The sequence below is a fragment of the Arthrobacter sp. MYb227 genome, assembly GCF_002975435.1.
Classification (GTDB): Bacteria; Actinomycetota; Actinomycetes; order Actinomycetales; family Micrococcaceae; genus Paeniglutamicibacter.
Window position 1 is genome coordinate 32187 of sequence record NZ_PCPT01000009.1, and the last position, 24376, is coordinate 56562.

Consider the following 24376-nt stretch of genomic DNA (forward strand, 5'->3'; position numbering starts at 1 on the left):
GAATTATGGCGCTCGAATCCCCCTTGCATTCCTTTGATATTGAAACCGACCCCAATATTTTTGGTGCGGTTTCCTTGGAAGCACTTGCCGATAACACTCCTGCCAGGCACCTGCTTAAGCTAACCCCTGGCATTCCGACTAATGGGCACTACGACGAATTAGCAGCAATTTTCCGTCCGGTTTTTGCGCAGATTACTACCGGGGCCAACGAGCGCGACGCAAAGCGAATACTTCCCTTTGAACAGGTTGGCTGGCTGAACAAGATCCGTTTTGGTGCCTTGCGCATCCCGGAGAACGAGGGAGGCTACGGGGCTAGTCTCTCGGATCTGTTCCGGTTGCTCATTGAGCTTGCCGAGGCCGACTCTCACGTTGCGCATCTATGGCGCGCGCATTTTGCTTTTGTTGAATCTGTTTTGCTTTTCAAGGACCTCGCAGTGCGCGGCCGCTGGACCGAACGCATCTCAGGCGGTCAGATAATTGGCAATGCTTACACCGAACGTGGTGGCAACACGCTTGGCACGTTGAATACTAAACTTGATGAACACGGAGACCGGTTACGAGTCACCGGCGAAAAATACTATTGCACCGGCACCATTTACGCGGACTGGGTAGCTGTTGCCGCTTCACACCCAACCCGAGCCGGTAGGCAGATAGCTCTAGTCTCAACTCAACATTCCGGCGTCAAAATTTATGATGACTGGGATGGTTTTGGTCAGCAGCTCACCGGAACCGGGTCAACAACATTCGACAGTGTCCCGGTAGATACCCTGCTGCCCGAAGAACAACAGATCAATGATCCAGAATCGGCAATTTTTCAGCTCGTGCTGTTGGCAGTACAGGCCGGAATTACTCGTGCAGCACTCAATGATGTGCGCTCTGCGGTGCAATCACGTACCCGAACGTTCAGCACCGGAACCGGCGTCCCGGTACGCAACGAACCACAGGTGCTGCAACTAGTTGGCGAAATTTCTGCAACAGCATTTGCCGTTGATTCGGTGGTGCTTGCAGCGGTCGGTGAGATCGAGATTGCGGTTGCCGATGATTCACTGAGTGCCGTCGAGCGGTTTGCCGTATGTGAGCTTGCCGCCAACCGTGCCCAGAGCGTTGTACAACCTCTAACGCTCTCGGCAGCAACCAAACTCTTTGACGGGTTGGGAGCTTCGGCAACTGCCAGTGGTTGCAATCTTGATCGGCACTGGCGCAATGCCCGGACAGTTGCCACTCATAATCCAGCGATCTACAAGTCACGCATTGTTGGTGATTACGAGGTCAATGGCACCGCGCCCAAACGGCTCAACGCCATAGGGGACCTTAGCCGGCCCCAGAATTCCTCGGACTACTAGTACTTCTTTAAATTCAAGGCTCCTTGCAAGCACGCAAGAAATCGTTCTACTCCCTTTGCCCACTCCTACCCGCACGTGAAGGAATACTATGAGCAATACTCCAGCCAAGCGCCAGATCCGTTTCAATGCCTTCGACATGAACTGTGTTGGTCACCAATCTCCGGGTCTGTGGAAGCACCCGAAAGATCAGTCCGCTCGGTACAAAGATCTTTCCTACTGGACCGAGCTTGCAAAGACCCTAGAAAAGGGCAAGTTTGACGGCATCTTCATCGCCGATGTGTTGGGCACCTACGACGTCTTCGGCGGTTCAAACGAGGTTCCCTTGCGCGCTGGAACCCAGGTACCGGTCAACGACCCATTTATGCTGGTCTCGGCCATGGCAGCGGTGACCGAGAACCTTGGCTTCGGTGTTACAGCCGGAACCGGATACGAACATCCCTACCCATTCGCACGCCGTCTGGCCACCCTCGATCACTTGACCCAGGGCCGCATCGGCTGGAATGTTGTCACCGGCTATTTGCCCTCCGCCGCCCGAAATATGGGCCAAGAAGATCAGCTTGAACACGATGAACGCTACAACCACGCAGACGAGTACCTTGAAGTCATCTACAAGCTGCTCGAAGGCTCGTGGGAAGAAGACGCTGTGGTTCGGGATGCGGAACGCGGTATCTTCACAGACCCGGCCAAGGTGCACGAGATTAACCACGAGGGCAAGTACTTCAAGGTCCCGGGCATCGCCATTACCGAACCAAGCCCGCAGCGCACCCCGGTTATTTTCCAGGCGGGAACCTCATCGCGTGGACTGAAATTTGCTTCCGAAAACGCGGAAGCGGTCTTTGTTACTTCGCCAACCAAGGAACTGCTCAAGGCAACAGTCACGAAGATCCGTGACGAGGTTGAGGCGGCGGGGCGCGATCGCTACGACGTACGCATCTATGCCATGCAGACGATCATTACCGATGTTGATTCGGCAGCGGCGCAGGAAAAGTTCGAGGACTACAAGTCCTATGCGGATATTGATGGCGCGCTAGCGCTGATCTCCGGTTGGATGGGTGTGGACCTTTCCACCTACGGACCGGATGACGTGATCGGTGCAAACGTGAAGTCCAATGCCATCCAGTCCTCAGTTGCCACCTTCCAAAAGGCAAGCGGCGATGACGGAAACCCGTGGACGATTCGTCAGCTTGCCGAATGGGTTGGTGTTGGTGGGTTTGGTCCCATCACCGTTGGTTCCCCCACGGAGGTTGCCGACAAGCTCATTGAGTGGGTTGAAGATACTGACGTTGACGGCTTCAACCTTGCCTACGCCATTACCCCGGGAACCTTTGACGACATCGTTGAATTCATTGTTCCGGAGTTGCAAGCTCGAGGCGTTTACCAGAGCGAATACTCGGAAGGCACCTTGCGCAATAAACTCTTTGGCAAGGGTGATCGCGTGCAGAATACGCACCGTGCGGCAAACTACCGCTTTGCCAATGCTGTAAGCAAATAGGCGGTTAGCAAGTTGCCAAGGGTTGGGGAGAATTCTGTTGGAGGAATTCTCCCCAACCATCGTTAAGCGGCGAGGCTCACCACAAGGTTGATGGTGGTGGCCACGATGCCGGTTCCAAAAACGAAGGCCAAGAGACTGTGTCTGAAGACCGTTGACCGCATCTGTGAGTTGGTGATGATGGTATCCGAAACTTGGTAGGTCATGCCCACGCTGAAGGCCATATACGCAATGTCCATATAGCGTGGTGGTTCGTCTTGGTTGAAGCCAATTCCGCCGGGCTCACCGTCGTAGTAGATCATTGCGTAGCGCAGGGTAAAGAGCGTATGAACCATGAGCCACGACATTGCCGTGCAGCTCATGGCCAGCAGGGCAAGAACCAACCGAGACGCGCCAACTACATCTTTGCTGCCAATCATCACCAGCACCACTGCCGCCAGCGAGCCAAGCGCCGCCAACAAAATTAGAAGGTCGGTGGTTCGAAACCCGGGATCTTCTTCCCTTGCATGAGCGGCGGTCCGAAGATGATCCATTGGCGCAATGGTGGACCACACCGAAGAGTTATAGACAATTGCCGCTGCGGTCCATCCGACAGCAGGCGCGTAAAACCACTCGCCAAAGGAACCAGTGAGAATGGCGGCGGCCACACCGCTTAGAACCATGCCAAGCAGGCGCCATCTGCGATGGCGCGTCCGTCTTGATTGTGTGCTGTCCATGAACGTGATCATTCCACACGCCATTTGTAGAAACGCCATTGCTGTTGCGGAAAGACACGGTGCCTCCGCGGTATGAACTTGATGATTAGGACCCTCTAATCGTCAAGATTTAGACAATATACAGAATTCTTGTCAATTACGGTGCTGGCTTCCACGGCATTTTCAACATGAAGCAACCGCGACGCAAGTCCATGCCGAGTAGGTATGTCATGAAGTGACTTATGACGTTTTGTTACTTGATTCGATGCCCCAAAGCCGCATCTGAGTCGATTTATTTCACGAACAGGCGTTTTTGATTGGTCATATCGAAGAATCTGCAACACACTTGAATTGTTCGCTATCGATAACTTGTCGAAGTTGAACACACCATCCAGAGCGACTGAGAGACCTGGCTCGTTGACGTCGCAGCAACCACCTCCGTAATTGGAGACCGGTGCTACCGCCAGGACCGATGGAGATAGCCAAACTCTGCGCCGGTCCGCCGACCTATAACCATGTCCGTATGGTTACCGGTTGACTGATCCGCCATGCCGCGGCGTTCCTCGGGTAAACCGAGAGGAAATACTCATGGGCAAAACCAACCCACCTGCGAAGAAGCGCGCTCGCGTAGGACTTAGCGTCAAGATCCTAACGGTCCTATCTGTCGCAACACTGGCCCTAAGCGCCTGCGGCTCGGGGAACCAGGTTGCCGGTAATGCAGCGACCCCCACCAGCACCGAACCCGTTCAAGGCGGAACCTTCGTCTATGCGGAAGTTACCCCGATCAATAACTGGCAAACTCAGGCTGCGCGCTTCTACGAAAAGTCCAACGTACTCAATAGCGTGCTCGACCGATTGACTTACTACGATGTCGAATCGGGAAAGCTCGTTGGCTGGATCGCCTCCACCTTCGAGACCAATAAGGACCAGACCGAAATCACCTTCACGATTCGTGATGGGGTGACCTTCTCCGACGGAACCGCTTTGGACGCGGCCGCCGTCAAGGCGAACCTTGATGCCTTGGGTCTGGGAATCAAGACGGCTCAGATCGCACCCAACGTTGATTTCTCTGCCTACGAGTCTTCAGAAGTTGTCGGCACAAACCAAGTCAAGGTCATCTTGAAGGCACCAGATGCCAACTTCCTGCGGGCCACCTCGTCGGTGACCGCGGGACTTGTCTCCCCTGCAACCTTGACGCTGGACAACGCTGGGCAGTCAGCAATTGCCAAGATCGTAGGGTCAGGACCGTTTGTCTTTGAATCCGAAAAAACGGATGAAGAGGTCACCTTCGCTAAACGTGCAGAGTATAAGTGGGCACCGGAAACCGCAGCAAACCAGGGCGCAGCGTACCTGGACAAGCTCGTGGTGAAGTATCTTCCTGAAGTGGCACACCGTGCCGGTGCGGTCCAGACCGGTCAAGTCGATTTGGTCCGTGGGCTTCAGCCCGTCGACGAGCAAGCACTGCAAGGCAGCGGGGACCAGGTACTTCCTGCCCAAGGAGTCGACCTGACCACCAACATGGCGGCAGTGCGCATTGGCAGCGGCAAACTCAATGATGTGAAGGTGCGTCAGGCGCTGCAGATCGGTATCGATCGGCAGTCAATCAAGGACACAGTGCTTTCGGATTCTTATGTCATTGCAGACTCGGTACTTAACCACGCGGCCCCGGGATTCATCGATCTCTCGGCAGAGCTGGCCTATAACCCGGAGAAGTCTAAGGCTTTGCTCGATGAGGCAGGCTGGGTCCTCGGCGCGGACGGTGTGCGTGAAAAGGACGGCCAGAAACTAGAACTCACCGTCACAAGTTCAAATAACTCGGTGGTCATCAAGCCAGCATTCGAACTAATCGAACAGCAGTGGCGTGAAATTGGCGTCAAGCTCATCAACCGAGCGGCAGATAATACATTCCTTGCCACGGCAATGATCGATCCCAACACCGAATTCTTTGGCACTCGTCAGTTTGCCTATGGCGGTCTGGGACCGGTCTTCGGCCCGGAGAACAATACGCAGACGTTGAACGCTGATACCGAGCTCAACGCGCTCTTTGCCAAGGAACGTGCCGCGAAAACCGAGGCCGAGCACAAGGAACTCGTTGCCGAGGAACAACGCCAGCTAGTCACGCAAAAGGCCCTCTCCCTCGTTCTATGGGATGAAGTCCAGGTTTATGGTGGCAACTCGGATGCTCACGTCGAATTTACCTCCGGTACCGCCCCAATTTTCCAGGGCGCCTGGAAAACCGGAAAGTAGCTGATCCTTCATGGCCGCATACATTGCCAAGCGCATAGGACAAGCACTCTTGGTCATTTGGCTTGCCTACACGTTGGTCTTCCTTGCCGTGCAATTACTCCCAAATGACCCGGTCACGATCTTCCTTTCAGCGGATGCCGCGGCCGATCCGGCAACCATTGCTGCCATGAAGGCCCAGTACGGCTACGATCAGCCGCTACTCACCCAATACTTCAACCAGCTAATTGGCCTATTCCAGGGAGACTTTGGCTATTCGTTGGCCTCGGGACAACCAGTATCCGAACGCATTGGAGCCGTAGTTGGATCCACCCTGGTCTTGGCCTCAAGTTCCTTCATCACCGCCGTTCTATTCGCAGTATTGCTGGTGGCAGCGGCCACCTTGGCACGCCAAAGCTGGCTCAAGCGGCTGATCGTCAACCTGCCGCCGCTCTTTGCCGCGATCCCGGTATTCTGGCTCGGCCTCGTTTTGCTACAGGTTCTTTCTATTCAACTGGGCGTCATGTCCCTGTTCCCGGACGGATCATTTGCCGCGATCGGGGTTCCGGTGTTGGTCTTGGCTATTCACGTATCTGCCCCGATCGCTCAGGTGCTGCTCAAGAGCGTGGATAACGTCAACGCACAACCGTTCGTGGATGTGTTGCGTGCCAAAGGTGCATCGCCGTCTTGGATTTTCTTCCGACACACGCTAAAGAATGCGGCGGCACCGGCCATGACCATTAGTGGAATCACCGTCGGAACCCTGTTGGCCGGATCCGTTATTACCGAAACCGTATTTGCCCGCTCCGGGCTTGGACAAGTGGTATTACAGGCAGTCACGGCCCAGGACGTTGCCCTAGTCCAGGGTCTTGTACTGCTGACCGCCACCGCATTTGTTGTGGTGAACCTCGTAGTTGACCTGCTCTACCCGTTATTGGATCCACGGATCCTCAAGAGTGGAACGCACGGGGCCCCGCGCGCACTTGCGGCCTAGGAAGAAACGGAGACTTTCATGAGTATCAAGCTTGATGAACCACTTGAATTGGTCCAGAGCCCGGAAACAATCATCGTTCCCGAAACTCCGGTAGCCGAAGAATCCCAGACCGCGCGCACAAAACCCTCAGCCCTCAAATCCCCGACCTTGTGGCTCACCTGCGCTCCGCTAATCATGATCTTAGGCTGGGCCTTGTTCCCGACGTTCTTTACCGGTTTTGACCCCATCAGTGGGGTGCCGGCACAGAAATTCCAGGGCCCCGGTGCCGAGCATTGGTTTGGAACCGATCATCTGGGCCGTGATGTCTTTGCCCGTGTGGTTCATGGAACCAGCCAGACCCTGCTGACCGCGGGCCTTGCGGTAACAATTGGTTTGGTCGTTGGAACCGGCTTGGGTCTCCTTGCCGCAACCGCCGGTCGGGCCGCCGACGCGGTAACCATGCGCCTCATTGACGTTTTGTTGGCGGTCCCGGGATTTCTGATTTCACTGATCATCGTCACGGCGTTCGCCCCCGGACCCATCTCATTGGGGGTGGGTGTTGGCATTGCCTCGATCGCTTCCTTCGCACGCGTCGTACGTTCCGAGGTATTGCGCGTGAGAAGCCTTGATTATGTTGAGGCGGCCTTCATGAACGGTGGAACCTACTGGTCGGTGGTGTTCAATCACATTCTGCCCAACTCCTGCGGCCCGGTATTGGCCCTATTGGCAGTAGACCTAGGGGTGGCAATCCTGGCGATTTCCGGTCTTGGGTTCCTCGGCTTCGGTTCTCCACCGCCTACCCCTGAATGGGGACTGCTAATCGCCGAGGGCCGCCAATACCTGGCCTCGGCATGGTGGCTCACAACGCTTCCTGGGGTAGTCATCGTTGCCGTTGTCATCCTGCTGGCCGGACTGGGCCGTCAGCTTCACAAGATCTTCCGTTTCTAGTCAGGAGCACACCATGAGCAGCATTGCCCAAACACCAAAGCTTCTGAATATCCGGGGGCTGGATATCACCTACGGAACTGGAACAGAAGCAGTCAGCGCGACACGGAACATCAACCTTGAATTGGCGGCCGGGGAAATCGTTGCCCTGGTTGGTGAATCCGGGTCGGGTAAGTCCACCTTGTCCAAGGCCATCATTGGGCTGCTACCTGAGGTTGCACGAATCGGCGGTGGGCGTATTGAACTAGCCGGCGAGGACCTGCTGCAATATACCGAAAAGCAACTCCAGGCGCTGCGTGGACGGCGTATTGGGATGGTTCCGCAGGATCCGGGGGCCTCGCTTGATCCGGTTAAGACCATTGAGTCGCAGGTTGCTGAGGTCTTCCGTTTACACCCACAGGGTGCCAAACGATCCAAGAAGCAGCTGCGCACCGAGGTCATCCGATTGCTGAATTTGGTGGGAATCGACCGTCCGGAGCAACGCCTCACGCAGTACCCGCACGAACTGTCCGGAGGCCTGAAACAGCGTGTGTTGATCGCGATTGCCTTTGCGCTGGAACCGGATCTACTGATTGCCGATGAGCCGACCTCTGCATTGGATGTCACGGTTCAACAAACAATCCTAGAAGTGTTCACCCGCCTCGCCAGAGAGATGGGGACGGCGGTCATCTTCGTGACCCATGACCTCGCCGTCGCCACCGACATAGCCGACCGCATCGTGGTCATGCAGCACGGCCGGATCAAGGAAGACCGCCCGGTACGTGAGATCCTCCAAAATCCTCACGACCCCTACACCAGGATGCTGCTCACCGAAGCAGCACCAACCGAGGGCACAGCGGATGACAGCCTTGCCACGGCAAGCGAGCTGATCCCGGCGATCGAGGTACTTGGTCTACACAAGGTGTACGGCAACGGAAAGACCGAACATACCGCGGTAGACTCAGTGTCCTTCGCTGTACGCCCTGGCACCACGTTCTCCCTGGTCGGAGAATCCGGCTCCGGAAAGTCGACGACAGCCCGCATCATCATGCGACTACTTGACCCCACCGCCGGAACCGTAAAAATTCATGGCACAGACATCACCACGGTTCGTGGGGCAGCTAAACGCGAGTTATGGCGCAGCCTGCAACTTGTTTACCAAAATCCAGATTCTGCACTGGATCCGCGCTACTCGGTATCGCGCATCATTAGCGAACCACTGGAAAACTATAAAGTCGGCAGCAAAAGCGAACGCAAAACCCGGGTCAGCGAACTACTCGATGCGGTAAACCTGCCCTCGCGCTTGGCCGAACTTGGTAGCAAGGAACTCTCCGGTGGCCAACGGCAACGTGTTGCCATCGCCCGCGCGCTGGCCTTGGGAGCCAAAACATTAGTTCTTGACGAGGCCCTATCGGCTCTCGACGTGCTCACCCAAGCACAGATCCTCACGCTACTTGAGGATCTACAAATTACTCAGGGCTTGTCTTACCTCTTTATCTCCCACGACCTTCATGTCGTGGAACGCTTCTCACATGATGTGGGAGTCATGCACCAGGGCCGACTGGTTGAAACCGGTTCCGCTGCCCAGGTCTTTGAAAACCCCACAAGCCAATACACGCAACAGTTACTGGACTCGAACCCCGGAACGCTCTTGCGGGAACTCGCTCTCAGCTAACAGACCAACGGATCTGCACAAAATTTCTTATCTTCTCAACTACTCATCCCCTCAGAAACAAAGGAAAGCTCATGAGCACCACACAGGTACAGGAACGAACTGCGGAGGCAAGATACGCGGAACTTAGTGCACGCTTCGCACCGGTCTTTGCCCGCATTGCCGAAGGCACGGTTGAACGCGAAAATAACCATGTGTTGCCCTTCGAACCGGTGAAGTGGCTCAAGGAGGCCGGGTTCACCACGCTACGTGTACCCGCAGCACATGGGAGAGACCCGGTCAGCCACGAACACCTCTTCAGGCTCATCGTTGAGCTCTCAGCCGCCGACTCCAACGTCGGGCACCTGCTGCGCAGCCACTTCTCCTTCGTAGAAACCATCGCACTGCAGCCCGAGGAATTTCAGCTGCGCTGGTTCCCACGCGTACTAGCCGGAGAAATCTTTGGCAATGCCGCCACGGAAAAGGGCGGCAACGCGCTGGGCACCACCAACACCACGCTGCGCCAGGAAAACGGTACATGGTTGCTCCATGGCGAAAAGTATTACACCACCGGCTCAATCTTTGCCGACTGGGTAGTTGTCATGGCAAGCACCGCGGGCGTCGAGGGACGCCAGTACGCGATCGTGCGTGCCGATGACGCAAAGGTGCGCATCATCGATGATTGGGACGGATTTGGCCAGCCTCTGACGGGTACTGGCACCGCGATCTTCGATGATGTTGTTGTTCCCTTTGAAGACATTATCCAACGCAAGGTTTCCTCCACCCTGGAACCGGCCTTCTTCCAGCTCGCACTGCTCAGCGTGCTTGCCGGCATCGGACGCGCAGCGCTCGCCGACGCCGCGGACCTGGTGCGTAGCCGCACCCGCACCTTCAACACCGGCTCCGGGGACTTATTCCGCAATGATCCGCTCATTCAGGAAAAAGTTGGCCGCATTGCTGCCGGAGTCTATGCCGCAGACTCAATCGTCTTTGCCGCGGCTCGCGACTTGGACGCAGCGGTAGATGCTTCGCTGAACCTAGATCCAACGGCTGCCTTTGTGCGCGCCGAACTTGCCGTGCAGCTGGCCCACGTGGCCGTGCCCAAACTGGTCCTCGATGCCACCAGCGAACTCTTTGACGTTACCGGCGCCTCCGCGGTTTCCCGCGGTAAATCCCTAGACCGGCACTGGCGCAACGCCCGCACCGTCGCCACGCACAACCCGGTGGCCTTCAAGGCCCGCTCGGTGGGCGACTACTACATTAATGGCACCATCCCCACCGGACTTCACTCCATTGGCGAAGCCAAGGATTCGAAAGCAGGCAACAAATAAATGGGTACCTTTGACGCGCGCCCGCGCCTATTACTCAGTGCTTTTTTGATGAACACCTCAAGCCACATCCTGGGGGGACAATGGCGTCACCCGGAGGCCCAACAACACCGCTTCAACGAGCTGCAGCTCTGGGTGGATCTGGCCAAGCAATTGGAGGATGCAAAGTTCGACAATATGTTCTTTGCCGATGTAGTGGGTCTCTATGGGGATCATGAAGGAGGTTGGGCCTCAATGGTCCGTAAAGGTATGCAGGTTCCCTCGCATGACCCATTGGTGCTGCTCTCCGCGCTTGCCGCGACCACCAGCGAAATTGGCCTGGCCATGACCAGCTCCGTGGTGCAGGCTTCCCCGTTCCAGTTCGCACGCCAGCTTTCCACCCTTGACCATATTTCCAACGGGCGCGTGGCCTGGAACATTGTCACCAGCGTGCTGGAAAATTCGCACAAGAACTTCGGTGCTGCCGGGCTCACCGCCCACGATGACCGTTACGACTGGGCTGATGAATACGTAGAGGTCACCTACAAGTTGTGGGAAGGATCTTGGGAAGACGACGCGCTATTGGCCGACAAGGTTTCCGGTATCTTTGCTGACCCAGCGAAGGTCAACAAGATTCACCATGCCGGCAATCGATACTCAATTGAGGGCCCGCACCTGGCCATTCCGAGCCCTCAGCGCACCCCGTTCCTGTTCCAGGCAGGTTCTTCAGCCCGCGGCAAACAATTTGCCGCGCAGCATGCGGAGGCAACTTTCCTCTTTGCACCACATGCGCAGTACGTGGCCAAGCAGGTGGGCAAGATCCGTGAACTAGAAGCAGCAGCGGGGCGCGCCAAGGGCGATGTAAAGGTCTTTGCCGGGCTTTCGTTCGTGGTGGGAAGCACCGAAGAAGAAGCAAAGCGTAAGGAAGCCGAGTACGACGAGTACCTAGACCTACACGCCATCGTTGCCCACATCGGCGGTGGCATCGGGGTGGACCTCGGGGGGCTGGATCTTGACACCCCGCTGGGGGACATCGAGACAGAGGGTGCCCGTGGCGTGCTGGAAGCCGCGATTGCCTCGGTTCCCGGTGGCAAGCCGACCATCGGGGACTTGGCTCGTTACCGGGCCAAAGCACAGCAGATCTCCGGCACTCCGGAGCAGATCGTTGATGAGATTGAACGCTGGCAGGATGCGGGCATGGATGGGCTAAATATCATGAACCAGGTCCTACCCGGTTCGTACACCGACTTCATCGAGGGAATTCTGCCCGAACTGCACAAGCGTGGCCTTGCGCAGACCGAATACGCACCGGGAACCTTGCGCGAGAAGGTCTTTGGGCGCGGGGCTCGGCTTGAAGATACTCACCCGGCGGCCCGCTTCCGTGGCGCGTTCTCAGAGTTCTCGGCGGCCAATACCGAGAAGAAGTTTGAAACCATCACCTGAATAATGCTGAGAGTTTCGTAGCCCTAATAACGGGTGGTTGGTGCACGAGATGAGAATCCAAGCACCGACCACCCTCGTTTAAGCCCTAAGATATTTGACCTGCCTACCTTGAGAATTCGGCTGTAGCGTGGGTGTCATGAGCACCGAAGTCGAAATACCTCATGTTAATGATCCAGAGATCATCAGTCGTTTGTTGAACACTCCTGCACGCTGGGCAGTGGTTGGTCTGAGCAATAATCCACGGCGAGTGGCTCCCGGTGTATCAAAATTTCTGCAAGAGAAACTTGGCATGAAAATAGTTCCTGTTTCCTTGCGCGGTGACAGCGTTTTAGGCGAACCAGGTTTCCAAAAGCTTGCTGATATTACCGGGCACATTGACGTTGTGGATTGCTTTGTTAACTCATCGCGGGTTGGCGCGGTTGTTGAGCAAGCCATTGCCATTGGGGCTAGCGCGGTGTGGCTTCAATTGGGTGTTATTGATGAGGCTGCCGCTGCGCGTGCTAAGCAGGCAGGGCTTGAAGTAGTGATGGATACCTGTCCTGTCATGGAATTTCCGCACCTATAACCAAATAATTACGCGCTGCTTCCAAGGATCGCAACCTACCCTCAAGACAGGTGCACTTCTCGAAGATACTTTTGGCGCCGTAATGGAGCCGAGCTGCCCGGGAACCTAATCCTGCGATGCGGTCCATATTTTTTGTCTTTTCCCGGCCATTGTGGCGGTGAAGAAGCCTAGATTCTCCGAACGATACTTATCGTTTCTGTGCCTCACTGCCATCGCTAAGGTCGAGTGAGAAAGTGGCTCGACCGTTTCTTGCTACCTCAATGACGTGAAATAATTTTGTTTGACGTCACAAATCCGTCCTCAGCTGAAGTTACTAGTCTTCCAAAACGGATAGTAACGTGGCACACAAAGCCCGCCATTGCGGGGGCTGTTGCAATTTTTGAGGGTGAGTATGAATGGGTGCTTTCAGAAAGTGCGTATGTAACAAAGCTAGACGTATGGCGTAAAACGCGGTTAGTGTCATCGCAGCAAGGAAACACAAATTGGGTGCTGGGACCTGACACATACTGGGGGACGTTCGAACTTGGGGTTCGAGCAGAACAAGCGGATCGGCTGGGACTGACCCGTTACTAGTGTTTGTTGTGTGGTTTTCGCACCCCTTGGGGCAATTGGGGTAATTACACCGTGTTCGGCAAATCTGGGGATAAGGCTACACGAAAGAGGAACGGGGCTCACGCACTTCAGCGTGACTCCATTTTGAGTTCCCTTTGGAAAAACAAGATTGCTCGATCTGCTGTTGGCGTTGGCGCAACAACAATGCTCGTCGCGACCATGATGTTCGGTGGTGGTGGATTTAATCCCGCAACCGCAGCACCACTTGAGGCACAAGAATCTGGTGTTGAAGAACCGCTTCTTGACGCTCCCGTGGTTGCTGACAGCACGGAGGAACTGGCCGCAAAGGCGACAGAAGCTCAAACTGGCAATCCTGATTCAAAGCAAGAGAAGGCTCCTGTAGCTGAGGTTCCTTCGGTATCTGTTGAAGAAGATCCAAAGGTTTCAGTCAAGACAGACAAGCTAAATATCGTGGAACCGGAAAAGCCAAACGCCCAACCAGTTGAACCTTTCGATCCTGCCGAAACCGGGGCCATTAGCAATAAATCAGACGTGCCATCCGGCGATGAATCGGTTGGATCGCCCGTGGAGATGGCGGCCGTTGGTCCAGACGGTGCCCTCAAGCCGTACGTTCACTGGAATGTCGTTGACAACAAGGGGACCCCCGTACCCGGAGCTACTTTCACCTTCGAGAGATGGTCCGCGACTGGCTGGCGGCCAAGTTGGACTGGGAAGCGGACCGTGAAGGACTGTGTTTCTAGCGAATGCAAGATTATTGACAGAGACCCCGATCTTGGAGAGTACCTAGTCAAGTGGATTGATTCGGAGACGCCGGGTGTTAACCCGAGCGGAAGCAGCATTATCGCGGGCAACGCCTACCGTATTAAGCCGGTCAACCCACCAGCAGGGTATGAATGGGTCTCAAGTACCACTGCGGTGGAATCAAATACGCTGACTTGGTCAGGTCAGGGCCAGGACCGAATCCTGGATTTTGGCAAGTTCGTTGTTAGGAAATCTTCGTTTGTGCCGGTCTGTGAGGCTGGCTATGTCTACGGGCTCAGCAGCACTGGACAAATTCAAGGTGTGTCTCCGACCGGAACGGTCACGAAGCTTGGCCAAGCTGCCAAGAGCGTAAATAGTTTCAATGGATTGGGTATCGGAGCAGGCGGTTCGCCTGTCTTCGCATATGAAAGGTCAAAATCGACTGAGTCGGCAACGATCTACCGATACGACGTCAATGCGGGCACCTGGGCCAACACAAATGTCACGACAAATTCGACCCAGAACAGCCGAACCGTTCAGTTCGTAGCGGGCGCGGTGAATCTTGACACCGGGAACTATTTTATTGGCGGGTATACCCCTAGCGGCAACAACACGCGAGTTTTCCGTATCTGGGAATACAATCCTTCGACGAATGCCACGGTCTACAAGGGGTATATCGCAACGGACTTGAAGAAGGATGACACCGCCAACGGCGATATTGCTTTCGATTCGAATGGAAACTTGTTCGTTGTCAGTGGAACTGGAACCAGTACCACGATCTACTCCGTCACCGCTGAAAACCTGGCAAATGCGACGTCCGAAGGGCTGATCCCATCGTCGGGTAGCAAAAGTTTCACCACGATGAAGGATGTCAACGGTGTTGCTTTCGACGCAGACGGCAAGGGCTACCTGAGCTCAGATAACACGGTGTACAGCTATGACATGCCGGGCTGGACTAATTCGAAAAATGTGACTTCGTCACTCAGTAGCAGTACCGACCTTGCATCCTGCGGTTCGCCTCCGACCGTCACGATTGAAAAATACGTCGAAGGCGGCCGAGTTGCTGTAACTGATCAGTTCAACCTGACGCTGCGACAGGGTGGAGAGAACGGCACCGAAATCGGTACCGCAACGACCACTGGCAATGCAAACGGACTACAGAAGGAGCGGGTTGGCCCGCTGCCAACCGTGCGTGGCGTCAACTTGCATTTCAACGAAACTGCTGCGGGGACCACTAACCTGAGTAACTACGCCTCCAGCTACCGCTGCCTGGTGGACGGGGAGCAGAAAGTGCAGGGCACCGGAACATCGGGCAGCATTACAATTCCTGCCGGTGGGCAGGCCGTTGAATGCCGTTTCTACAACTCTCCGCTGATTGCGCAGGTCAACGTCCATAAGCAGGTGACCGACTCAAAGGGTGAGAACCCGGAACCGGGAGCGAATTGGAACGTTGGAGCGACTGCAAAGGCAACCACCGGTCCCATCAGCGCGACCCCGAACTCTCCCACACAGCAGACAAATGCCTCCGGCACCGCTTCGTGGAAGTTTGCTTTCGGAGCCAGCAATCACAAAGCTGACCTCTCGGTGAAGGAATTGATGCAGGACGGTTACGACTTCAAAAAGGGAACATGTGAGGTGACCAACCTTGATGGAACCACCAAGAAAACAGAGCTGAGCGGGGCTGCCAACAACCCGAACGTAGCGATCGTTCCGGGCGACGTGGTGGACTGCACCTTCGTGAACACACTGAAGCCTGCGAAGGTTACTGTGGGTAAACAGCTGCAAGATTTTGCCGGCCAGAACGCTAAACCAACAGCGGGATGGACCGTCGGCGCGACGCTCGACCCGAGCAACGCCAACGGAATCACCATCAGCACACCTGAGACTGCGCAAACCGGAACAAACGGCAAAGTTGAAAAACCGTGGATCGTCAACTTCCCAACCAAACCCGGCGCACGTGCCCAGGTGAAGGTGCGGGAAACGATGCAAGATGGATATGACTTTGTCGGCAGCACCTGTGTGATCACCGCCAACAACGGATCTACCCGCGAGCAGAAGATCAATGCAGCCAGCGGTGTACTCACGGGGCTTGCACCAGGAGAATCCGCAGACTGTACCTTCACGAACAAGCCCAAACCGGGCACCGTTACGTGGGAGAAGGTTGATGAAACGGGATCCGCGCTCCGCGGTTCGGAATGGGAACTGACCGGACCGGGCAGCGATGGTGTCACTACCGCAATCACGGACTGCGTCGAGGCGGAAGCAAGCACATGCTCCGGTCCTGACAAGGATCCGAAGGCAGGTGGATTCCAGCTTTCCAACCTGAAATGGGGCAGCTATACCTTGGTCGAAACCAAGGCTCCGGCGGGCTACATTCTGAGCACTGAAGTTCATAAGTTCACCATCGACGGGACGAAACCTGCAGGCCTCACTATCGATCTGAAAAAGATCGAAAATGAGCAGCAGCCAGCACTCTCACTTCCGTTGACCGGTGGACTGGGATCACAGTCTTTCTTCATCGGTGGTGGAGCTATCTTGCTTGCAGCACTCGCAGTGCTCGGCATTCGTCGCCGGAAAGGGGCTACCCAGTGACCTTTCGGTGAGGATAACCAAGGCAGTAAGACAGCACTAAAAATTTCCAAAGTTTGATTAAGTGTGGGGGCCGCTGGGGATGCGGTCTCACAAATTGAAAGGAATACAGCTCTCATGGCTGAAATCAAGAACACTTGGGGGAAGCGAGCACTCGCCGGATTCGGCGTACTCGCATTGGCCTCTGCCGGTCTGCTTGGGGGCAGCACCGCAGCCTCCGCAGCAACGGAGTTGGGCAACATCGATCAGGATGCCAAGGGCAGTATCAACATCCACAAGCACAAGCACCAGAACGGCACCGATAAGGTGCAGAATCCAGATGGCAGCTCTCCCGCGTTGGGCTCACCGCTTGACGGTGTCGAGTTCACGGCCTTCCCAATTACCAATGTCAATCTGAAGACATCCGAGGGCTGGGGCAAACTCCAAGACGTTACGCTCGGATCAGCTTGCGAGCTTCCGGCAGATCTCACCAAGGGTGCAGAAGTTGCCAAAGTCGTCACCGGATCAGCTGGGACCGCGGGTCAGGCCAAGATCTCGGAGCTTCCCGTAGGCGCATACCTGCTCTGTGAAACTGCTGCTCCGCCAGAAGTCGTTGACCGCGCGCTTCCATTCATCGTCACGATCCCACTGCCACACAACAATGGCTGGCTCTACGATGTTAACGTGTACCCGAAGAACGGTACCGCCGGCATTGAAAAGACCATCACCCCGGAGCATGGTTTGACTTTGGGAAGCGTTGTCGAGTTCCCGGTCAAGACCGATGTTCCTTCGGTCCGCGCTGATTCATCGCTGACCAAGTACGTTATCTCGGATACCTTGGATGCCCGTCTGGGCTCGGTGGGCGTTACCTCGGTAACCCTTGATGGTGCCGACGTTAATGTGGACTACTACGACGTGCTGCCCGCTGATGGAGTGGGAAACAAGCGCGAGGTTGTCTTCAACGCTGCTGGTCTTGCTTGGTTGAAGACTCAGCCAGAGAAGCAGATTGTCACCACCTTCCAGGGCACCGTTATCGAGATCGGTGATGGCGCTATCACCAATAAGGCAACAGTCTTCGTCAACACACCAGAAAACGAAAATGAGCTCGTCTCCAAGCCGGTTACCACCAACTGGGGTGACGTGAAGATTCTGAAGATCGATGATTCCGAAGCCGCCAAGGGACTGCAGGGCGCCGAATTTCAGGTTTACGAAGCAGCAGACCCGTACGCAACCACCTGTGCGGCAACTCCAGCAGGCGATGCTTTGAACGTCAATGCTGAAAAGATTGTCACCTCCGGTGCCGATGGCACCATCAAGATTGCTGGCCTGTTCGTTAGTGACAGCGTCAACGATCCAGGACGCGACTCAGCGTTCCGTTGCTACGTGGTGAAGGAAATCAAGGCACCAGCTGGCTTTGTCACTCCTACTGGTGACGCAGCTTTCACCGCAGTAAAGGTTGTTAAGGGTCAGACTGCCGAGGGTGAGTACGACGGAGATCCCATCGTGAACAAGCAGCAGGAAGTTCCAGAACTCCCGCTGACCGGTGCAAACGGCCAGATGGTCATGGTTATTGGTGGATCGGCACTGTTGCTGATCGCCGGTGGCGTGGTCATGCTGAACCGTCGCCGCTCCGCAAACGAGCAGCAGAACTAACAACTAACGTTGTAGTTTGAATGATGGGTGGTAGAGCAAGCGCTCTGCCACCCATCACTCGATAATCTTCACGCTCTGATCCAGGAAGTTTCACAATGTCCAACGCCACGCAGCTAGCGCCCGACGATTCAAACGTTGGTACACCCAACGTTGAAAATAAGCGGGCAAAACGGCGTTGGCGTCCCGGCGCACTGACCTGGATCAGTGCGCTTCTGGCCCTAGCCGGGCTGACCATCGTGATATATCCACTGGCGGCGAGCTGGCTTTCTTCATATAACCAATCCCAGCTCATTAAGGACCTTGCACAGCAAGTCCAAACATCAGGCCCGGAACGCTCTGATCAGCTTGGGGCAGCTCGCCAGTACAATGATGCGCTCAGTTCCGGTGTGCGTCTCGATGCAAATACCAATGTACCCACGGGCGCTGGATCATCTAGCGATACATCGCTGGTGTACAAAGATATTCTTTCCACGGGTGCCTCCGAAGTGATGGCACGCGTAAAAATACCCGCAATCGACGTTGACCTGCCGATCTACCACGGCACCAGCGATGAGGTATTGCTCAAGGGCGTCGGGCACCTTGAAGGTTCCCACCTTCCCATCGGTGGGAAAGATACCCACTCGGTGCTCACCGCGCACCGAGGGCTTGCGAATGCAACGATGTTTTCCAACCTAGATAAGGTCAAGGTGGGGGATACCTTTACCGTTGAAGTGTTCGGTGAGGTCCTGACCTACCGGGTACGCGAAACCAAAGTTGTTGACCCGGATGACACGGACACCTTGTTAACGGTTGCCGGAGACGACCTCGTCACTTTGGTGACGTGTACACCACTAGGGATTAATAGCCACAGAATATTGGTGACGGGGGAACGGATTACCCCAACACCCATCAAGGATATTGAAGCTGCCGGTGCGGATCCCACGATCCCCGGATTCCCATGGTGGGCCGCCATTTATGGTGGGGGGCTGATCTTGATCACTACTTACGTGTGGCGCTCGGGATATACCGATGCCAAACGAGTCCGGCGTACCAAGCGCCACTAAGGCTTGCTGCCGTTGTACAGTGCCCGTCCCGCACGACTACGTATAGGGGCAGCAAATTCGTTCGCATCCAAGGCCTAGATTCTTGAGCCTGACGCGAACACCAAAGATAGCCGGCATGCACCGGACTCCCCCCTACCGGGCCGCATGCCGGCTATCGCTTGTATTGCTATCATCCCCAGAGACTGGTTCTAGAACCTAGGATTAGAAACGTGGAATACGAATTATGGCGCAACATGGCACTGTCTCAGCCCGGAGCCTTTGAAGACTTCCCCTTCGGCCCCGAATCCGCGGTGTTTAAGGTCGCCGGCCGTGAAAGAGCACGCGCCAAAATGTTTGGCTTGCTGATGCACCGCGGAGGCATCGTAAGCCTAAATCTTAAATGTGATCCGGCCCTTGCCGAACAACTGCGTGTTGCAAATGCTCAGATCACCCCCGGGTATCACATGAACAAAAAACATTGGAACACCATCACCCCGGGATTGGACCCCGAAACGATGCGGGACCTCATCGAGGATTCCTATGACTTAGTCGTCGCTTCATTGCCGCGCACGGAACGTGAGGCGTTGGGCTGGCAGGGAATTGTTCAGCGAGAATGAAACGGAATCTGTACGCTTAGAAATATGTACTTCATCGTAGTTAAATTCAAGACAAAGTCCGAGTTCACCGAACAGTTCATTGAGCTGGTAACCCCATTCACCACCGCCACCCGCGCAGAGCCGGGGAACCTCTGGTTCGATTGGTCACAGTCGGTTGAAGATCCTTCAGAGTTTGTCCTCGTCGAGGCATTCCTTGATGATGAGGCAGCTGGTCTGCACGTAAATTCCGATCACTTCAAGGCAGGGCTTGAATCCATGCGTCCTGCGCTTGTCTCAACCCCCAAGATCGTTTCCCGCAAGGTTGAGGGCGATTCCTGGGGCGAGATGGGCGAATTGCAGATCGGTTAGTAATTTCACCATGTTCTCCGCGCTCCGGCTCAAGCTTCATCAGACATTTTCCGCGCAGGAAACCTATGATCCTCTCTGGGAACGTGCGCTGGATGCGGGGGAGGACACCGGGTATTTTGCCCATGATTCGGCGGTCTGGGTGGTCCATGGTGGCATGAGCCCCATTGCCGCGGGCATCAGGGCGTTGCTCACCCAAGCGCTACACCCCGGCGCGCTGGCCGGGGTAGCTGAACACTCAAATTATCAAGTCGATCCGCTGGCAAGACTTGCCGGGACCATCCGCTGGATCTTCACGCTGACCTACGGCGATACCAAGTCCGCGGATGCTGCTTGTGCTTGGGTTCAGCGGTTGCATCAACCCGTCGTCGGAAATTTCACCTCGGGCAACGGCGAAGAACGCGAGTACGCGGCAAACGATCCAGGACTTTCCGACTGGGTGCATATAGCCTTTGCCGACGCTTTCTTGCGTTGCCACGAAGCCTTCAGCGGCCCGGTGCCGCAGGGAGCCGATGCGTATGTGCGCGAATGGGCCAAAGCAGGGGAACTCATGGGTGTTACTAACCCACCGCGCAGTGACGCCGAATTGAAGGCCGCGATTGCCGGATATGAGTCTCGCGGCGAGCTCGTTGGCGGTCCCCGGGTTGCGGAGGTTGTTTCTTTCCTGAAAAACCCACCGCTTGATCCGGTGGTGTTGCCCGGTTACAGGTTGCTCTTCGCAGCGGTCGTTGACACACTTCCGGAAAACCATAGGAAGCTTTTGGGTCTAGAGTCGGCAACGCTCGGCCCACTAAAGGTACCCAGCAGGCTTGGTGGGAAGGCCGCCCTTGGGCTGGCCGGACTCGTGCTTGACGAGCGCGGGCCAGCGGAACTTGCCGCACGGCGTCGGCTCTACCGCATTGGCGCGCTGCGAGATGTGAACTATCTGGAAATTGGGATGACCGAACAAGCGCAGATTCCCGCCGGGTTTACTGCGTCGAAGTTGCGTGAGCCGGTGGGGCACGGCCAAGCTGCCTTTGAGGCACTGGCCGATGGAATCCTGAGCTGGAAATTGCATGAACGTTCGGGATTACGTACGCGGCCCGATACCCCGCGGGTGCAACTGGGCAGCTTTGTGCACTTGGGCTTTGGTTTTGGTCCGGCCCGTATTACCGCACCCTGCCGGGTAGTTCGGTTAATCAATGATGAAACAACGGCGGAAATACGATCGGGTTTTGCCTACGGGACATTAGAGGGACACCCGGAAACCGGGGAAGAATCCTTTGCCGCGGTACTCTGCACGGATGGGAGCGTATACCTAGAGATCGTTGCCGGGTCCCGGCATTCAACCTGGTTTTACAGATTAGTTGCACCGCTTTCGACGGCGGTCCAACGTTTTGCCACACGCCGTTATGTGCAAGCAGCGCGACTACTTGCCCAAGACTCCTAAATAGCGCGGAGCTATGGGCAGGTGTTGAGAGGTTCCTTGCCGGACAAGCGGTCTTTTGCCCAGAGTACAAGATCTCCTATGAGCGGGGACTCATCCTCAACCAACGGCATATGATCGAGCCCCTCATACTCGCGGTATTCCATGGTTTGCCCGGCAGCACAACGTTCCGCCACCCAATCTTGTTGCATGGTCGGTAATACCAGCTGGTCCGCTAGCCCCTGACCAACAAAGAGGGGAACCTCAAGGAGCATATTCACCGAATTTTCGCGCAGCATCTCCCCGATCGGCCCGTTGATCGCACTTTCGGGAATCACCGCGTCAAAGAGTTGCGTGCCGCGAATAACGGCTGCCAGTGCGTCTCGTCCGTCAAAGCAGAGATCGCCAATGCGTTGCACAGCAGTGGAGTATCCGGGAGTGGTCATTGAATTGACGTCAAGTTCCGGGAACACTTCATTCCAGGCTCCGGCTATGTACGAGGAAACCACCTTGCCCGCTGCCGAGTCTTTGACACCTAGGGCAAGATCAACAAGATTGGTCGCCGGGGCCAAGGCCGCAACACCAAGGATTTCGATCTCGGGAGCATAATCTTTGGCAATAGCCGCGCTAAAAAGTGCTCCGTGACCACCCTGCGAGTGGCCCCACAATACCGTGTCGTCTCTTAATGTGAAGCCTTCGAGCTCGGTAGCGGCACGGTAAGCATCAAGCACATTGCGGCCCTCGGCCTGACCTACCAGGTAAGGGTGCGGCCCCTCGGTCCCCAAACCAACATAGTCACTTGTCACCCCCGCCCAACCTTCGGATACTAAAACCCGTAATGCAGCAGCGGGGCCATCGGCAAGAGGGCGTGCGGAAAGCGTTGGAGCGCATCGCGGAATGATTCCCTTGGTACCGTGCGCAATCGAGATGACCGGAAGCGGATCGTTACCGTGGGTTTTGGGGACAACCACGGAGCCTGATGCCACCGCCGGTGATCCATCGGGATGTGTCGTTGTGTAAAGGATGCGCCATGCATCGGCGTCTTGCGGAATGCCTTCGTGTAGTGGTTCGTAGCGAAGAAGCATGCCGGGTTCTTCGGGCACCGTGGTTGGTGGGGTGTAAAACGCATCGGGTACTAATCGCGGGTCGCCCGAGTGAATAAATGAGGTAACCAGCACCATGCCAATGGCAAGGATTAAGGCAAGCACCGAACCGGCTAATTTGCTGAGGGTACGGAATTTTCCTTGCTGCTTGGCTGGGTTCTCGTGGTGATTTCTGCCGAAAAATGCCAAGATCAAACGCAAACCGCTAAAGATGAGCCAGCCACCAAAGAACACACCGAAGACCCACAGGCTTAGCGTCGGCCACAATAGGACGAGCAACCCGGCAATCATCGAGGCGAGGCCGCTCAATGCCGAGGAGGTCTTATGCCTTGAAGATTTTGTGAAAAGGGATGAGAGGGATGCGGTGCCGGAAATTAGTAGGGCAATGGAAACTGCAAGCGCGAGCATGGGTAGCGTGGTGCCGCGCCACAATAATGCGGCAATTCCGGCACCTACCAGGAGTACTCCGCTAAGACCCATGATCCCGGGTAGACCTTGATCTTCATCAGGTTCCTTGCCGAAGATTCCAACAATTCTTGTAACTCCAACGGTTATCAATCCGCAAGCCACAAGGACGACGAAAACCTTGACGGAGGCCGAGGAGTTCAATGCAAGAATCGAACCCATGACAACCAACGCCAGACCGAGTATTGGGCGTACCCACAACGGAATCTTGTGTAGCAGGTGTGTCATGGGGTGGTTCCCTCCAAGGAGCGCTGGCAAGCTACATGCTTAGCCTCTTATAAATTCTGCCGTATTGCAGCGCATTGCCAGGTATCCGTTGCACTAAAGATTGCATGCGCGCGGCACATCTAAAAGCACCACACCTACCTTGAGGTGTTTAGGCGGCCTCCCCACGACCGAAAGTATCGGCAATAGATAAGGCAGCAGCCCCATGCGCCGGGGGCGACGGTGCTCCTAGTCTTGGCATATCAAGGACCGGGAGGACGCCATGACGTTACGAACCCCGCAAAAATATGCGGACGAGGCAGAAAACAAACCACAACTACCATCTGGCAACGCCGAACGATTTTCTGGTTATGCACTGATGGGAATGCCTTTCGGAGCCGGGCGGTACCTTGCGTACCGACGTTTCACCGCAAGTTCAATAGGCCCTGCCTACCATGCCGTGTGGTTACGCAGGAGCGACGGGCGGTGGAGTGTCTATGCCGATGCCCCACCGGAGCTCAGCTGCAACAGGTACTTTGGGGCAGCTTTTAGCCAGGCAATCCGGCGCCCGGTGGACGGAAACTTTACCGGACCCTTTACGTTGGAGATCGCCGTGCCAGGGGTGCTGGAATGGCGGATCGAGCTGGAAATCACTTTGGTGTCTGGATCTCTGAGCAAACTGGCGGGCAGTATTCCCGCAAAGATGTGGCACGACGATCGCATCCTGAGGACCATGGGAGCCGCGATGGGACCGGTACTACGAGCCGGAAAGCTCGGCATGGCCGGGCACGTGCCTAACGGCCAGTGGTTTCGCGCCAGGCCCTTGCAAATATGGACTGTAAAAACCTCCGCGGCAGTGGTTGACGGAAAAGACATTGGGATGCCGCAACCATTGGAGGTGCAAGAGCAGCTTGGTGATTTTTGGTTGCCGCAGCGCGGCCTATTCGTTGCCGAGATGAATTTGGAATTCCCCTCGACGGCGGCCGACGCTCCTCCCCTGCCGGAGAGCAACAAAATCATGACCTCATCAGGGCAGTCCAAGGCTCTGCTCGCGACGTAAAATTGTT

Annotated in this window: 18 protein-coding genes and 1 riboswitch; of the genes, 16 read left to right on the plus strand and 2 right to left on the minus strand. The window is 55.8% G+C overall.

The annotated features are described in order from the left end of the window. Positions 1-5 precede the first annotated feature (5 nt). Together CQ018_RS15355 and CQ018_RS15360 are read left to right on the plus strand one after the other, a co-directional pair. A complete protein-coding gene (locus CQ018_RS15355) occupies positions 6-1343 on the plus strand; it encodes an acyl-CoA dehydrogenase family protein (RefSeq protein WP_105550900.1) in 1338 nt (445 codons plus the stop codon). A gap of 88 nt (positions 1344-1431) precedes the next feature. Further along, the gene (locus CQ018_RS15360; RefSeq protein WP_105550901.1) at positions 1432-2835 is read left to right on the plus strand and encodes an LLM class flavin-dependent oxidoreductase; all 1404 of its coding nucleotides are present in this window, start codon (positions 1432-1434) and stop codon (positions 2833-2835) included. A gap of 62 nt (positions 2836-2897) precedes the next feature. Here CQ018_RS15360 and CQ018_RS15365 read toward each other — a convergent pair whose 3' ends face one another. Continuing rightward, positions 2898-3548 (minus strand): DUF1345 domain-containing protein, encoded by a 651-nt coding sequence (locus CQ018_RS15365; protein ID WP_258142644.1) that lies wholly within the window; start codon positions 3546-3548, stop codon positions 2898-2900. 363 nt (positions 3549-3911) lie between these two features. After that, a riboswitch (SAM riboswitch) is annotated at positions 3912-4006 on the plus strand. Positions 4007-4115: 109 nt separating this feature from the next. On the opposite strand from CQ018_RS15365, the gene CQ018_RS15370 reads away from it, so the two are divergent. The 13 genes from CQ018_RS15370 (at position 4116) to CQ018_RS20735 (ending at position 21561) form a co-directional block, all read left to right on the plus strand. Continuing rightward, a complete protein-coding gene (locus tag CQ018_RS15370) occupies positions 4116-5774 on the plus strand; it encodes an ABC transporter substrate-binding protein (RefSeq protein ID WP_105550903.1) in 1659 nt (552 codons plus the stop codon). A 10-nt stretch (positions 5775-5784) separates the two neighbouring features. Then, on the plus strand, positions 5785-6744 hold the full coding sequence (locus CQ018_RS15375) for an ABC transporter permease (protein ID WP_105550904.1): 960 nt from the start codon (positions 5785-5787) through the stop codon (positions 6742-6744). 18 nt (positions 6745-6762) lie between these two features. Further along, positions 6763-7671, plus strand: coding sequence for an ABC transporter permease (locus CQ018_RS15380; protein ID WP_105550905.1), 909 nt, complete (start codon positions 6763-6765; stop codon positions 7669-7671). Positions 7672-7684: 13 nt separating this feature from the next. Further along, positions 7685-9322, plus strand: a complete 1638-nt coding sequence (locus CQ018_RS15385; RefSeq protein ID WP_105550906.1) for an ABC transporter ATP-binding protein — start codon at positions 7685-7687, stop codon at positions 9320-9322. Positions 9323-9393: 71 nt separating this feature from the next. Next, complete coding sequence (locus tag CQ018_RS15390) at positions 9394-10629, plus strand: acyl-CoA dehydrogenase family protein (RefSeq protein ID WP_105550907.1); 1236 nt, start codon at positions 9394-9396, stop codon at positions 10627-10629. Then, positions 10630-12048 (plus strand): NtaA/DmoA family FMN-dependent monooxygenase, encoded by a 1419-nt coding sequence (locus CQ018_RS15395; RefSeq protein WP_105550908.1) that lies wholly within the window; start codon positions 10630-10632, stop codon positions 12046-12048. Positions 12049-12184: 136 nt separating this feature from the next. Then, on the plus strand, positions 12185-12613 hold the full coding sequence (locus CQ018_RS15400; RefSeq protein WP_258142645.1) for a CoA-binding protein: 429 nt from the start codon (positions 12185-12187) through the stop codon (positions 12611-12613). 696 nt (positions 12614-13309) lie between these two features. After that, positions 13310-16519 carry a prealbumin-like fold domain-containing protein gene (locus tag CQ018_RS15405; RefSeq protein ID WP_105550909.1) on the plus strand — a complete coding sequence of 1070 codons (3210 nt, stop codon included), beginning with the start codon at positions 13310-13312 and terminating at the stop codon, positions 16517-16519. Between the two features lie 114 nt (positions 16520-16633). Continuing rightward, entirely contained in the window at positions 16634-18148 is a 1515-nt protein-coding gene (locus CQ018_RS15410; RefSeq protein WP_105550910.1) for a SpaH/EbpB family LPXTG-anchored major pilin, read from the plus strand. A 95-nt stretch (positions 18149-18243) separates the two neighbouring features. Next, on the plus strand, positions 18244-19191 hold the full coding sequence (locus CQ018_RS15415; RefSeq protein ID WP_105550911.1) for a class C sortase: 948 nt from the start codon (positions 18244-18246) through the stop codon (positions 19189-19191). Between the two features lie 209 nt (positions 19192-19400). Continuing rightward, entirely contained in the window at positions 19401-19787 is a 387-nt protein-coding gene (locus tag CQ018_RS15420; protein ID WP_374954211.1) for an MmcQ/YjbR family DNA-binding protein, read from the plus strand. Between the two features lie 24 nt (positions 19788-19811). Then, positions 19812-20135: a putative quinol monooxygenase gene (locus CQ018_RS15425; RefSeq protein WP_105550912.1), complete on the plus strand. Its 324-nt coding sequence runs from the start codon at positions 19812-19814 to the stop codon at positions 20133-20135. A gap of 10 nt (positions 20136-20145) precedes the next feature. Then, positions 20146-21561 (plus strand): DUF1990 family protein, encoded by a 1416-nt coding sequence (locus CQ018_RS20735; RefSeq protein ID WP_105550913.1) that lies wholly within the window; start codon positions 20146-20148, stop codon positions 21559-21561. A gap of 11 nt (positions 21562-21572) precedes the next feature. Here CQ018_RS20735 and CQ018_RS15435 read toward each other — a convergent pair whose 3' ends face one another. Continuing rightward, positions 21573-23333, minus strand: coding sequence for a lipase family protein (locus tag CQ018_RS15435; RefSeq protein ID WP_105550914.1), 1761 nt, complete (start codon positions 23331-23333; stop codon positions 21573-21575). Between the two features lie 259 nt (positions 23334-23592). On the opposite strand from CQ018_RS15435, the gene CQ018_RS15440 reads away from it, so the two are divergent. Beyond that, the gene (locus CQ018_RS15440) at positions 23593-24369 is read left to right on the plus strand and encodes a hypothetical protein (RefSeq protein ID WP_105550915.1); all 777 of its coding nucleotides are present in this window, start codon (positions 23593-23595) and stop codon (positions 24367-24369) included. Positions 24370-24376: the final 7 nt, after the last annotated feature.

Excerpts from the sequence above, each read along its gene's own strand:
- CQ018_RS15410 (WP_105550910.1), top strand. The coding sequence starts at position 16,634 with ATGGCTGAAATCAAGAACACTTGGGGGAAGCGAGCACTCGCCGGATTC.
- CQ018_RS15425 (WP_105550912.1), top strand. The coding sequence starts at position 19,812 with ATGTACTTCATCGTAGTTAAATTCAAGACAAAGTCCGAGTTCACCGAA.
- CQ018_RS20735 (WP_105550913.1), top strand. The coding sequence starts at position 20,146 with ATGTTCTCCGCGCTCCGGCTCAAGCTTCATCAGACATTTTCCGCGCAG.
- CQ018_RS15370 (WP_105550903.1), top strand. The coding sequence starts at position 4,116 with ATGGGCAAAACCAACCCACCTGCGAAGAAGCGCGCTCGCGTAGGACTT.
- CQ018_RS15415 (WP_105550911.1), top strand. The coding sequence starts at position 18,244 with ATGTCCAACGCCACGCAGCTAGCGCCCGACGATTCAAACGTTGGTACA.
- CQ018_RS15360 (WP_105550901.1), top strand. The coding sequence starts at position 1,432 with ATGAGCAATACTCCAGCCAAGCGCCAGATCCGTTTCAATGCCTTCGAC.
- CQ018_RS15440 (WP_105550915.1), top strand. The coding sequence starts at position 23,593 with ATGACGTTACGAACCCCGCAAAAATATGCGGACGAGGCAGAAAACAAA.
- CQ018_RS15385 (WP_105550906.1), top strand. The coding sequence starts at position 7,685 with ATGAGCAGCATTGCCCAAACACCAAAGCTTCTGAATATCCGGGGGCTG.
- CQ018_RS15365 (WP_258142644.1), bottom strand. The coding sequence starts at position 3,548 with ATGGACAGCACACAATCAAGACGGACGCGCCATCGCAGATGGCGCCTG.
- CQ018_RS15375 (WP_105550904.1), top strand. The coding sequence starts at position 5,785 with ATGGCCGCATACATTGCCAAGCGCATAGGACAAGCACTCTTGGTCATT.
- CQ018_RS15380 (WP_105550905.1), top strand. The coding sequence starts at position 6,763 with ATGAGTATCAAGCTTGATGAACCACTTGAATTGGTCCAGAGCCCGGAA.
- CQ018_RS15355 (WP_105550900.1), top strand. The coding sequence starts at position 6 with ATGGCGCTCGAATCCCCCTTGCATTCCTTTGATATTGAAACCGACCCC.
- CQ018_RS15400 (WP_258142645.1), top strand. The coding sequence starts at position 12,185 with ATGAGCACCGAAGTCGAAATACCTCATGTTAATGATCCAGAGATCATC.
- CQ018_RS15390 (WP_105550907.1), top strand. The coding sequence starts at position 9,394 with ATGAGCACCACACAGGTACAGGAACGAACTGCGGAGGCAAGATACGCG.
- CQ018_RS15395 (WP_105550908.1), top strand. The coding sequence starts at position 10,630 with ATGGGTACCTTTGACGCGCGCCCGCGCCTATTACTCAGTGCTTTTTTG.
- CQ018_RS15435 (WP_105550914.1), bottom strand. The coding sequence starts at position 23,333 with ATGACACACCTGCTACACAAGATTCCGTTGTGGGTACGCCCAATACTC.